The sequence below is a fragment of the Cryptobacterium curtum DSM 15641 genome (genome assembly GCF_000023845.1).
Taxonomy (GTDB): domain Bacteria; phylum Actinomycetota; class Coriobacteriia; order Coriobacteriales; family Eggerthellaceae; genus Cryptobacterium; species Cryptobacterium curtum.
Genome location: NC_013170.1, coordinates 1,448,399 through 1,460,840 on the forward strand (window position 1 = coordinate 1,448,399; position 12,442 = coordinate 1,460,840).

Here is a 12,442-nt window from a genome sequence, read left to right on the forward strand (position 1 = left end):
TGTCCGCGTATTTTTCAATTAGGGCACGAATGTCAAGCAGTATGCAGGGGGTTTGCCATGGAACAAAAAGTAAGAGCGAGCGCACCAAGCACTACCCAACGCACCCTGTACTACTATTGGCAAGCAACGCGTAACCATCTGGGATATTTTATTGCCCTTTTGGTATCTGACATAACATTTATCGCACTGCTTTCCTACGGCAACCCATATGTCATGAGCTTGATTGTCGATCGCGTGAGCGCCGACCCAGTACCAGCCGACCAAGTACTAAGCGTATTTGGCCTCTATATTGTAGCGCTGATACTGATAAATCTTATTGGGCAAATTGCAAGCAAGCTGCAGGACTACACCCTGTTCAAACTTGAAATTGCTGTATCGTATGACCTCGCCAAAATGAGCTTCGACGCTCTGTCAAACCAATCGATGACTTTTCATTCCAACCGCTTTGGTGGCACGCTTGTAAGCCAAACCACTAAATTTATGAACGCATATTCGCAGATTATTGAGAACCTTAACTTCCCATTTATCCCTGTTGTGTGCTCGGTGGTATTCACCTGCATTATCTTGATGCCACGCGTGTCGTTATATGTAGCCATCTTGTTGGCGCTGCTTGTTATCTATGCCACGGTTTCCTACATTATGTATAAGCGCATCCTTGGTCTGAATGAAAAAGCAGCCGGTGCCCAGAACCAACTTTCCGGCGAGCTTTCAGATGCCGTCACTAACATTCTTTCTGTAAAAACCTACGGGCGCGAAGATTACGAGCGCCAGCTGTTTGATGCAGCCAATAAAGAAGTAGTGGCACGTGATACAAAACGCATGATGAGTTCGCTTGCCCGCGGAATTATTACGGCATCTATCACGCTTTTCATTATGTCCATGGTTTCGATCTTTATTGCTGGCGGCAATGCGTGGTTTGGCATTACCCCTGGTACGCTGGTTGTTATGTTCACATATACATATAGTATTACGAACAACTTTAACTTCATTAATACCGGACTGCAGCGCTTCAATCGCGCATTTGGTGATGCCAGCGGAATGACCCGCGTTCTGGATGAGCCGCGCCTTGTTGATGACGAACCCGATGCCGCGCCGCTTATCGTGCATGAAGGAACAATTGACTTCAAAGATTTGAATTTCTGGTATGTCGATGGCGGAGTTCAGACCAAGGTATTCGACGAATTCAACCTGCATATTCCTGCGGGACAGCGCGTTGGCCTGGTTGGCCGGTCGGGTGCCGGGAAAACCACGCTCACGAAGTTGCTCCTCCGCCTCTCCGATGTGCAAGAAGGTCAGATTTTAATCGACGGGCAAAATGTGGCAAAAACTACGCAGCAAAGTCTTCGTCGCCAGGTTGCCTACGTGCCACAAGAAGCGTTGCTGTTCCATCGAACAATCGCTGAAAACATTGCATATGGTCGACCCGACGCCACTAGGGAAGAAATACGTGAAGCAGCACGCCAAGCAAATGCGTTAGAGTTCATCGAGCAACTTCCGCAGGGATTCGAAACTATCACCGGAGAACGAGGCATCAAGTTGTCAGGCGGTCAGCGCCAACGGGTAGCTATTGCCCGTGCCATGCTTGCCAACTGCCCTATTCTAGTTTTGGATGAAGCGACTAGCGCCCTTGATAGCGAAAGCGAAAAGCTTGTACAGGAAGCGCTTGAAAAGCTCATGCATGGCCGCACGTCTATTGTGGTAGCGCATCGGCTTTCAACAGTCGCCAGCCTTGACCGCATTGTAGTGCTCGATCATGGGCGCATTGTTGAAGATGGCACCCACCAAGAACTGATTGCTACCGGTGGTGAATACGCGCACCTCTGGAACCGTCAGACAGGCTTTTGTGAAGGTTAATATGGGGAAACACGTAAACAGCCTGCTTGCGCGCGGGGCTTTATGGGCAACGGTTGGGATCGTCGCAGTACTGACGGTAATTCTGCTCGCACTGCAGGTTCTTGGCGTTGGGTAGCGCGACCACATCAGTTAGTGTGCACCACAGCAAGTAGAGAAAAGAATGCCCTACACTTTCCTCTATCGCTTGCACATGCAGCACCAGCCAAGAAGGATAAGAGGATATCTTGAATAAATCCCCTATTGATAGCTCATTTGAACGTGAGCAGGAGAAGCAAAAAGCTACTACTTCTGTAGCACAGCAAAATTCATTTATGAGTACTTCTCTGGCGCAACAAAGTTCATCTACTACTGCCCCGTCAATGAAACAGGATGCACGCGCTGATGGCGTTCAGCAAAAAGCACTCGATCAGGAAAAACGTGCGCTTCGCAAACACATGCTGGGTTTACGTGATGCGATAGATCACAAAAGCCGCGCAACAAAGAGCACAAACATCTGTCGTCAAGTCGCACATCTCATTTCTGCGTGGCAGCAGGAACATATGCCCGCCGACCGCATGACTATCGGCGTTTATTTCCCTATGGGAAGTGAAGTAGATATAAGAGAGCTTATCGATTGGGCCTACCAGAATGGGCATACCGTTGCGTTTCCTTACTTGATTCGCAAGGACTATGCAGCGGCTGACGAAATACGCGCCTTACCCACCATGCGCTTTCGCACCATACCAGCCACCCACTATCACGATGCGTGCCAAAACTTTATTGGCAAGCCACTTAAAACATGGGATCCCACCGACGCAGCACTTGAAGCATATCCCGCCTGTGAGCCAAACCAGATTGATGCTCTTGTTGTGCCACTGGTTGCATTTGACCAGGAACTTCATCGCCTAGGATACGGTGGAGCTTGCTATGACCGCTTGTTACCCCGCCTAAAAGAGGGCGTCCTGGTAAGTGGTGTAGCCTTCTGCGAGCAGCAAACAGGTAGTGTGCCGCACGACGACCGCGACATTTCTCTGCCTCGCATAATCAAAGCGTAGAAGCCGTCCTATTCGCTCACGGCGCCATCCTCTCAAGTTTCTCGCTTCCCGCTGCCTCGGGCGTCCCGTCTTTTCGGGCTGCTCGCCGTCGCGTTGTCTCGGGTCTCCTCAGCTTATTTGGCCTCCTCGGATTCAGCCCCCCGGGCTCCCCCTAACTCTTCACTCTCTTCAGCTTCACTCACAGTGTCATCCGCTAAAAAGGCTTCCATAGCAGCTTGCGGTCCTGTTTCTTCGTCAAGTGAAAATCCAAATGAATCCGCAAGCGCTTGCGCCTGATCAAGACGCAAGGCAGCACGCTCTACATTGCCAGCAGCTACTAGGTAGTTCGCTTCAAGACGCAACGACCGCCCGACATATTCGGCCATCTGAGCACCATCGGAAGACACGCGCAAAACATCAGCAAGCGAATCGGGGGCAAGCGAAAGAAATACCCCACTATCCATGTCAACCGCTGTGCCAATAGCCCCTTCAAGCAAGTCTGCGGCAGCCGCTGGATCTTTATCTTCGTCGGCAAGTTGAAAACTGCGCTGAATGGCTTCAACCAGCTGCATGATAAGCCGCATTAGATAATCTCGTTCAAACATACTGCTCCTTGTTGTGCTGCCAGGTGCCTGCACCAACCAGCCGCTACTTAGTGGGGCTTGTCACTCGGCGCAAGAATACCTAGATGATGATAAGCGCGATCCGTTGCCTGTCGGCCTTTCGGCGTCCGAATGAGCAACCCCTGCTGCATCAGATACGGCTCATAGACATCTTCAAGCGAATCAGGATCTTCTGACAACGCCGAAGCAAGCGTAGAAAGCCCTACTGGTTGTCCACCAAACTGCTGGCAAAGTAACTGCAAGATACGATTATCTACAGCATCAAGGCCAAGAGAGTCTACCTCGAAAAAGCTCAATGCTTCAGCGGCACAGTCTTCATCGATACTGCCATTTCCTTTGACTTGCGCCCAATCACGGACACGCTTCAAGAGACGATTTGCTAAACGTGGTGTCCCTCGGCTCCGGCGAGCAATCTCAAGAGCCCCTTCAGCATCTATAGACACCTCGAGAATTTCTGCCGAACGAACAACAATGGCAGAAAGCTCTTCAGGTGTGTAATAGTTCAAGCGGAAGGCAATGCCAAAACGATCACGCAAAGGACCGGTAAGCAGACCGGTGCGTGTAGTGGCACCGATAAGAGTAAACTTCGGCAGATCGAGCCTGATAGAACGGGCAGCAGGGCCCTTACCAACAACAATATCGAGCGCATAGTCCTCAAGCGCTGGATACAGGACTTCTTCCACCATTCGATTCATTCGATGAATTTCATCAATAAAAAGAACGTCGCCATCTTCCAGATTTGTGAGAATAGCAGCAAGATCGCCCGTCCGTGCAATTGCTGGCCCGCTGGTTGTTTTGATGTGAGCACCCATTTCGTTGGCTACCACCGTTGCAAGGGTAGTCTTGCCTAAACCCGGAGGACCCGAAAACAAGATATGATCGACAACATCCTCACGCTGTTGAGCAGCCTTGATAAGAATACGAAGGCTATCTTTAATTTTCGTTTGACCAAGATAGTCCTCAAGCATACGAGGACGCAAACTTCTATCAAGAGCAAGATCGTCTTCGGTTAACTCCACCGAGGCAATACGTTGGTGCTGGTTATCCGGAGAGATCATCGTCTGCCCCCCCTCTGATGCCGACGATGCGTCGAATATAGTCCCTTCGATGCGTATGCCGTCGGACACTTATTCCCCCAATCGTTTCAGCGCATATTGAACAAGCGATGCTTCTGTCGCATCTTTTGGCGCCCCTTTGAGTGCCAACTCAGCTTCTGTCGATGAAAATCCTAAAGCAAGCAGATCATCGAGAGCCCGATGATGTAGTTGTGTATCACTCGGTACTGCCATTTGATCAGATGTCTGCTCGGCAACATCAAGCGAACCTTGTAGTTCAAGAATAATGCGCTGTGCCGTCTTTTTTCCAATGCCGGGAATGCGCGATACCCCTGTTACATCGTTGGTCATGATAGCAGACGTCAATGCATCGGGAGTAAATGACGAAAGCGCTGATAACGCAACTTTTGGACCGATACCTGAAACGCTGAGGAGTTTTTCGAAAAGGGCTTTTTCTTTTACCGATGTAAACCCAAACAGCGTGAGTGCATCTTCGCGCACCTGCAAATAGGTATGAATCTGCACGGTAACACCAACCGAAGGGAGCCGCGAGAGAGATTGGGTTGACATGCCGACGGAAAATCCGACACCACCGACGTCAAGAACTATACCGTCTGCCTCCCGTGCTACTAAAGTTCCTTTCAGTGAGGCTATCACGATATCGGCCCTTTCATCGATATAGGAGTTACGGGAGTACACACGCCTTCATGTGTGGTGTAGCAAATAGCAGCTGCCAAGGCGTCAGCCGCATGGTCGGGCTGTGGTTCAGTTGCTAAACCAAGAATTTGCGCCACCATGTACTGTACTTGATGCTTATCGGCTGAACCTGTACCAACAACTGCCATTTTAATAGCACTCGGCGTATATTCCCCCACCTGAATTTTGCCTTGCGCACAAGCAACTAACGCGGCACCACGTGCTTGCCCGGTTGCAAAGGCGCTGGTTACATTGTTGCCAAACCATATTGTTTCGATGCCAACACAAGCTGGACGATAATGGTTAATAACGGCCCCTATTTGTTCGTAAATCTTGTTCAGGCGCGACGAAAGCGGCTGCGCAGCCGTGGTAACAATACAACCGTATGCCTCGCAGGACAGGCGTAAACCCGTTTGATTCACAATGCCCCATCCTGTATGAGCAAGGCCGGGATCAATTCCCATGACAATACGCGATTCCATAGTTCCCCAACCACTCAGTTAATAATACAAACATCTGTTCGAATCATACCATATCAACAGCTGAAAAAATACCAACTCAGTAGACAGAATTGTGGCGTATTGTTAGCACATTTCTAGCAGGGTCGAGAATGCGCCTCGACAAGCCGCCTGCTATTTAGACTCAAGTCCTTTAATGTAGGCAATCCACTTCTCGTAGGAAGCGTCGCTGATATCGTGCTCGATCAGGCATGCTTCAGTATCAGCGGTTTCTTCATCGATACCCAAGATATCGTGTAAAAAGCCGAATAGGAGCATATGGTGATCCAGCACTTTGCGCCCATATTCATAGCCAACTGACGTTAACGTAATATCGCCATAATAGGGCTGGTCAAGCATTCCTGCTGCCTTCAGACTCGATACGGCCTTACTGACTGACGCCTTTGACACACCAAGGTCGGTCGCCACATCAACAGAGCGAACCGGCGTTTTATCGGTTCCCCCAAGGCGAACGATTGATTCAAGATAATCCTCGTGCGATTCCGACATAACCGGACGAGCTTGACGATGCTTATCCATAGCTTCCCCTATCGTTGCTCACACTTTGATAGCCACGTAAAACGCAGTATCCGTCTGCCCATTTCTTAATATAGCATTCTCTCACCTGGTAGAAAGAAACAGTGTGGTGAAAAATGGTCTCTTCGAAGAAGTTATGCAGTCCGCACCCTATAGATCTTGTGCGTCTACAAGTTGCGGCTAAGCAGAAGGCTAAATATCGATCAAAGATCAAGCTCGCGCCCTATAGGTTTGTGCACCTGTGCGTGGTTATGCAGTTATGCGTCTCGTCTTCCTATCCGTTCTGCGCATCCTGCGCAGCAGAAATGCTCTGATCAAGCATGGTGAGTGCAGTACGCCAACCAAGTTCAGCACACTTTACGCGTGCGGGCATCAAAGCAATGCTTTTCAGCTGAGCCGCCTCGCCGAGTTCTTCAAGTTCTGCATCGGTAGCATTACCCACAATCATGCGAAGGAAAATATCACAGAGATGCCGGGCATTCTCAACCGTTTCATCGGTAATCAGGTCAGCCATAATATCGGCCGAAGCTTGGCTAACAGCACAGCCACTTCCCACAAATGCAGCTTCTTCTACAACCCCATTTTCAATCTTAAGCGACAGCGTAATGTCATCGCCACAACTCGGGTTAATCCCCTGATGAGACATCGTGGGGTCGTCCATTTGATACTTGTAATCCGGGTGAGCATTATGCTCCATAAGAGCCGCTGTATAAATATCATTAAGCGCCATGGAATATCTCCCGCACCTTTGCAATACCTGACACCAATGCATCGATGTCAGACTGATCGTTATAAAGAGCCACTGAAGCGCGGCAGCAACTTTCAACACCCATCCAGCGAAGAAGGGGCTGCGCGCAATGATGGCCAGCGCGAATAGCTACGCCCTGAGAATCGAGAATGCTTGCGACATCATGGGGATGCACCCCACAAACATTGAATGACACCACCCCAACATGTGATGCTGGATCGGACGGGCCGATCAGGCGAATGTAGGGTAATTCACATAAGCGACGCGTGCATTCAATCACTAAAGCCCGCTCGCGCGCCTCAATATTTTCACGCTTGACCGCACGCATATAGTCGACCGCTGCCCCCAGTCCAACAATGCCAGCAGCATCTTGAGTGCCTGCTTCAAACTTCTGCGGAACAGCAGCGCAACCATACGATTCTTCGGTTACCCAATCGATCATTTCACCACCCGTCAGGAATGGTGGCATTTTTTCGAGAAGGCTTTTCTTTGCCCAAAGTACACCAATGCCCATAGGGCCGAACATCTTATGGGCCGAAAATACGAATGCATCGCAGCCAAGTTCCTGTACATTGACACCCATGTGGGGAGCGCTCTGAGCGCCATCAACGAAACAGAGAGCGCCCATTTCATGGGCACGTTGAGCAATCTCCCGCACCGGATTCTCAACACCAAGTACGTTGCTTACCTGCACGACTGAAACAATCTTCGTGCGCGGCGTGATTTTCGCCTCAATTTCTTCAGGTGTGATAACGCACTCACTGTCGGGACGCATAAACACCAACTTGGCGCCCGTGGCACGGCATACTTCCTGCCAGGGAATGAGATTGCTGTGATGCTCCATGATGGTAATGCACACTTCATCGCCCGGCCCCAAAATGGTGCGCCCGAGCGATGCCGCCAGAATATTGAGCGACTCTGTTGCGTTACGGGTAAAGACAATTTCCTGAGAGAGCGGAGCACCAATAAAGTCAGCGACCTTGCGGCGTACCTTATCGATTGCCTCAGTTGCTTCGATAGAAAGACGATAGAGCCCCCGAAGCGGATTGCTGTTGAGGCGCTCATAAAAATCGCGTTGAGCATCAAGGACACCGGCAGCGCGCTGTGCCGTAGCTGCACTATCCAAAAACGTAAGATCTTGCGCGTTTGCAAGAAGGGGAAAATCCTTCTTGTAGGGGTTTTCTTGTATATCGACCGCGTCAATAGCTTCTTGCGTGGCCTGAGGAGCGAAAGGTGCCATTAGTTTTCTTCTCCTTTGTCGTTCTCGCTACCGGCCCTACGGTCAATAACACGCAGCGCAAGACGATCGATACTAGTACGAGCAGCCTTGGTACGTGCATGTGTAGCGGCGTAATCAAACTGTGCGCCAATAAATAGCGCTTCGGCTTGCTTAACTGACAGCCCACGTGCCTGTAAGTATTCCAACTGTTCAGGGTTTACATGCCCAATAGTTGCCCCGTGATCGCCCTGCACATCGTCCTCGTGACAGAGAATAACAGGCATCGTTTTATTGCGCGCGCCTTCACTAGCAATAAGAACGGTTTCTTGTTCACGCCCAACTGAACCCGAACAACCGCGCACCAAATCGATAGTTCCACGTAGTGTTTTACTCGATTCATCAGCTAATACACCGTTTGCAGAAAGCAGCCCTTCAGTTTCTGTACCGCGCTGAACAATAAGGTAATTGAAGTCGAGCTTCCCCATACCATGCCCCAGGTAGTGCGTGTCAACACCCGTGGTTGCCTTCGCACCCGCAAGATCGATCGCCATACCTATCCATGAAGCATCTGAACCAAGAATGGTCTCGTCCATTTCGATGCGTGCTTCGCGTGTCGCGAACGCAGCGACATTTTCGAGGTATGCAAAGCCTTCATCGAGTGTCTGTAAGAACTCAACGCGGACACATGCCTGTGCAGCAGCCGCAACGCGCACTTGTACGCCCGCGGTACCACAAATGCCCGTACCGGTAACACTGGGGCCAGCGCTCGGAGAATCGCTGTCGATATCAGCATCACTGCCGCCAGCATGAACACCAACGCCAGTACTACTACCAGCCGGAGAATCCACATGAACCAACACACGAACGCGGGCTTCAGGAAGTGCAGCTACGTTGAGAACAGCCACCGTAGTAGCCTGTGCTTGAGCATCGAGATACAAATCGATTGTTGCATCAGCACCTTCGTCAACTACCGCCGAAGTTGTCGTGCAAGCCGCTCGATCGAGCCATGCTTCCGCTTCCGGACCCATGCCCGATTCGAACCGTTCTGCTTCAATCTGTGCAAGGACTTCATCAAATGCTGTTTGACCCGATGAAAGAACAACGCCCTTGGAAGCTGAAAGCGAAATAGAATCGGCATTAGCACGCACGAGGGCGGCTGTCTTAAAGGGAACTTCATTCATTTTAAGATTATGCCAGGTAATCGCCCGCGGACGGTTCACCATAAGTATTTGTGCTTCATCGCCCATTGGAGAAGCAGCTACTTCTTCAGCGGTAAACTGACTGCGCCGCGCAGTACGTAAGGCGGTATCTTGTGATGTCGTACCCATTACCCGATCGCCCCTTCCATGCCTTCCATCTCCAGCTTGATCAGGTTGTTCATCTCAACTGCGTACTCAAGTGGCAACTCTTTGGAAATCGGATCGGCAAAACCGTTCACGATCATCGTAGAAGCCTCTTGCTCTGAAATGCCACGGCTACGTAAGTAGAACATCATGTCGTCACCAATACGGCCAATACTTGCTTCGTGGCCAACGTTGACGTGCTCGGCACGTACATCCATTGCTGGAATCGTATCGGACCGACTGAGATCGTCAAGCATAAGCGACTGACACGACACATAGACATCGGCGTCCTCGGCCGCTTCAGTAACTAACACACTCGAACGGAATGTCTGAACACCACCGTCCTTAGAAATACCCTTCGTATCAATATGAGCAGCCGCACGCGGAGCATTCAGCACCACCTTGCAGCCCGTATCGAGGTTCTGCGTCGCGCCTGAAAACGTAATGCCGGTAAATTCGCAGGACGAATCGGCGCCATTCATAATGCTCATCGGGTACAGATAGCCCACGTGAGAGCCAAAACTACCCGACACCCATTCAATCTTGCCATTGTCGTCAACGACAGCACGTTTGGTGTTGAGGTTATACATATTCTTCGACCAATTTTCGATCGTTGAATAGCGCAGCCGCGCGTTCTTACCCACAAACAGCTCAACCGCACCGGCATGCAAATTCGCCACATTGTACTTCGGAGCGCTGCATCCCTCAATGAAATGCAGATCGGCATCGTCCTCAACAATAATGAGCGTATGTTCAAACTGGCCAGCCCCTTTCGCATTTAAGCGAAAGTAGCTCTGCAGTGGGAAGTCCATCTTTACCCCGCGCGGGACATACACAAACGAACCACCTGACCAGACTGCTCCATGCAGTGCCGCGAATTTGTGATCTTCGGGCGTAATCAGCTTCATGAAGTGCTCGCGGATAAGATCGGCGTACTCGCCATGAAGCGCTTCTTCGATACCGGAATACACCACGCCCTCTTTGGCAACAGTGTCCTGGATGTTGTGATAGACGAGTTCAGAATCGTACTGAGCACCAACCCCCGCCAAATAGGCACGTTCTGCCTGCGGAATACCTAAACGCTCAAATGTGTCCTTAATGTCGTCAGGCACGCTTTCCCAGTCGCTTTTTTGCTCGGTCGGCGGTTTTACGTACGTGACAATATGATCCATATCGAGACCTTCAACCGAAGGGCCCCAATCGGGCACCGGCATGCGATTATAGATCTCAAGCGATTCCAAACGCAGATCGAGCATCCACTGCGGTTCATCTTTGCGCGCAGATATTTCACGCACGATATCGGGAGTCAGGCCGGCATCAAGCCGATCGTAGCCCTCTTCACTTTTAATGAAGTCGTACAGGCTCCGATCGACCTCGGTAACCGCCTGTGTTTCGGCAGCCATTACTGATCCTCCGCAGAAAGAGCTGCCTCAGCCCGTTTAAGAGCAGCCTCGGCATCGAAGGAGGACTCTTCTTGTGCTACCTCGTCAGCAAGAGGCTGAGCGTTGCCGGTGGTGCGAGTTCCCTCGTTGGCATGCACGTTTGTGTCAGAATTGGCACAAACGTTGGAATTAGAACCAGCATCAGGATCGGGGTCGCCGAATTGCTCGAAGCCCCGTTCGTTAATGTTGTCAATAAGTGACGCATCACCTTCGGCTACCATATGACCCTTTACCATTACGTGCGTGCGATCGACCGAAAGATGCTCAAGAATGCGCGTGTTGTGGGTGATAAGCAAAATGGTGCCATCGCAGTCTTCGCGATACGCGGCAATGGCACGCGATACCACATTGAGCGCATCGATGTCTAAGCCCGAATCGGTTTCATCGAGAATGGCAAGCTTCGGCTGCAAAAGAAGCAGCTGGAGCATCTCGACCTTTTTCTTTTCGCCACCCGAAAAGCCAACATTGAGCTCGCGCTGTAAGTATGACTCGCTCATGTCGAGCTGATCCATAACTTCGGCAATACGTTTTTTGTAGCGCTTGCCCTTAAGATTTAGATTTTTATGCTGCGCGGTAATAGCGCGAAGAAAGCTTGACAGCGGCACTCCCGGGACTTCGACAGGTGCTTGAAAGCTCATAAACAACCCCTGGCGGGATCGATCGGTTACATTGAGTTCCGTGAGGTCTACCCCATCAAGCACAATCGACCCACCCGTAAGGTCATATACGGGGTTGCCCATAATAACCTGACCGAGCGTGGACTTACCTGCCCCGTTAGGACCCATGAGCACATGAGTATTACCGCGATTAATTGTCAGATCGATGCCATGCAAGATCGGCTTATCGTCCACACCAGCATTAAGACCATGAACAGAAAGTAGCGCGTCTTCCATATGCGCCTCCTTGAGTTTTGTTTGCAGCGGAGTCTGCTATCCCGCTTGTCCGTTTCACGGAGAATATCCTACCACCGAACTAGGATATCAGGCGGGACATTGAAACAAACCATATCTGCTACTCAAGCAGAATCATTTAACGCTAACAGCGTGGTGCTCGGATGTCGGCACTCAAGCAAGCGAAGTGAACTAGAACAACCCCAAAAATCGCTTACGAGGCTCACCAACCTGCGCAGACACAAATGTATAACCCGTTTCGTCAATTATGTGTTTGAGCTGGGATTCATCAAGCGGCTCTTCAGAAAGAACAACCGCTGTGCCCTTCCCGTGAGACGCTGAAACCTTTTTTACGGAAAACGCTTTACGGATAGCATCATTGATATGCGCTTCACACATACCGCACATCATTCCATCGATATGAATCGTTGTCTGTATCATACTCTATCCTTCCACCAGCTTAATTGAATAGTGTTCCACACACGAACGACAACACGCCATTACCCTTAAAAGCCTCTTGTCAAA

General features: G+C 50.5%; 13 protein-coding genes. 2 read left to right on the forward strand and 11 right to left on the reverse strand.

Annotation, left to right across the window (positions count from 1 at the left end; all coding sequences use genetic code 11):
• Positions 1-57 precede the first annotated feature (57 nt).
• Together CCUR_RS06365 and CCUR_RS06370 are read left to right on the forward strand one after the other, a co-directional pair.
• Entirely contained in the window at positions 58-1,854 is a 1,797-nt protein-coding gene (locus tag CCUR_RS06365) for an ABC transporter ATP-binding protein (protein ID WP_015778822.1), read from the forward strand.
• 224 nt (positions 1,855-2,078) lie between these two features.
• Positions 2,079-2,888, forward strand: a complete 810-nt coding sequence (locus CCUR_RS06370; RefSeq protein WP_015778823.1) for a 5-formyltetrahydrofolate cyclo-ligase — start codon at positions 2,079-2,081, stop codon at positions 2,886-2,888.
• A gap of 113 nt (positions 2,889-3,001) precedes the next feature.
• Here the strand turns inward: CCUR_RS06370 and CCUR_RS06375 are convergent, their stop codons facing one another.
• The 11 genes from CCUR_RS06375 to CCUR_RS06425 all read right to left on the reverse strand — a co-directional run bounded on the left by CCUR_RS06375 (position 3,002) and on the right by CCUR_RS06425 (position 12,358).
• Positions 3,002-3,472 carry a hypothetical protein gene (locus CCUR_RS06375; RefSeq protein WP_015778824.1) on the reverse strand — a complete coding sequence of 157 codons (471 nt, stop codon included), beginning with the start codon at positions 3,470-3,472 and terminating at the stop codon, positions 3,002-3,004.
• 47 nt (positions 3,473-3,519) lie between these two features.
• Positions 3,520-4,548: a Holliday junction branch migration DNA helicase RuvB gene (gene ruvB / locus CCUR_RS06380; RefSeq protein ID WP_015778825.1), complete on the reverse strand. Its 1,029-nt coding sequence runs from the start codon at positions 4,546-4,548 to the stop codon at positions 3,520-3,522.
• A 69-nt stretch (positions 4,549-4,617) separates the two neighbouring features.
• A complete protein-coding gene (gene ruvA / locus CCUR_RS06385; protein ID WP_015778826.1) occupies positions 4,618-5,202 on the reverse strand; it encodes a Holliday junction branch migration protein RuvA in 585 nt (194 codons plus the stop codon).
• Positions 5,199-5,723 (reverse strand): crossover junction endodeoxyribonuclease RuvC, encoded by a 525-nt coding sequence (gene ruvC, locus CCUR_RS06390; protein WP_015778827.1) that lies wholly within the window; start codon positions 5,721-5,723, stop codon positions 5,199-5,201. The genes ruvA and ruvC overlap by 4 nt, the downstream gene beginning before the upstream one ends.
• A 150-nt stretch (positions 5,724-5,873) precedes the next feature.
• Positions 5,874-6,278 (reverse strand): metal-dependent transcriptional regulator, encoded by a 405-nt coding sequence (locus CCUR_RS06395; protein WP_015778828.1) that lies wholly within the window; start codon positions 6,276-6,278, stop codon positions 5,874-5,876.
• Between the two features lie 271 nt (positions 6,279-6,549).
• On the reverse strand, positions 6,550-7,005 hold the full coding sequence (sufU, locus tag CCUR_RS06400) for a Fe-S cluster assembly sulfur transfer protein SufU (RefSeq protein WP_015778829.1): 456 nt from the start codon (positions 7,003-7,005) through the stop codon (positions 6,550-6,552).
• Positions 6,995-8,263: an aminotransferase class V-fold PLP-dependent enzyme gene (locus CCUR_RS06405; protein ID WP_015778830.1), complete on the reverse strand. Its 1,269-nt coding sequence runs from the start codon at positions 8,261-8,263 to the stop codon at positions 6,995-6,997. The genes sufU and CCUR_RS06405 overlap by 11 nt, the downstream gene beginning before the upstream one ends.
• Positions 8,263-9,570, reverse strand: a complete 1,308-nt coding sequence (locus CCUR_RS06410; protein WP_015778831.1) for a SufB/SufD family protein — start codon at positions 9,568-9,570, stop codon at positions 8,263-8,265. Before CCUR_RS06410 ends, CCUR_RS06405 begins: the two co-directional genes overlap by 1 nt.
• Positions 9,570-10,988 (reverse strand): Fe-S cluster assembly protein SufB, encoded by a 1,419-nt coding sequence (gene sufB, locus CCUR_RS06415; RefSeq protein ID WP_015778832.1) that lies wholly within the window; start codon positions 10,986-10,988, stop codon positions 9,570-9,572. The genes CCUR_RS06410 and sufB overlap by 1 nt, the downstream gene beginning before the upstream one ends.
• Entirely contained in the window at positions 10,988-11,920 is a 933-nt protein-coding gene (gene sufC, locus CCUR_RS06420) for a Fe-S cluster assembly ATPase SufC (protein WP_015778833.1), read from the reverse strand. Before sufC ends, sufB begins: the two co-directional genes overlap by 1 nt.
• 189 nt (positions 11,921-12,109) lie before the next feature.
• Positions 12,110-12,358 carry a heavy-metal-associated domain-containing protein gene (locus CCUR_RS06425; protein ID WP_015778834.1) on the reverse strand — a complete coding sequence of 83 codons (249 nt, stop codon included), beginning with the start codon at positions 12,356-12,358 and terminating at the stop codon, positions 12,110-12,112.
• Between the last annotated feature and the right edge of the window lie 84 nt (positions 12,359-12,442).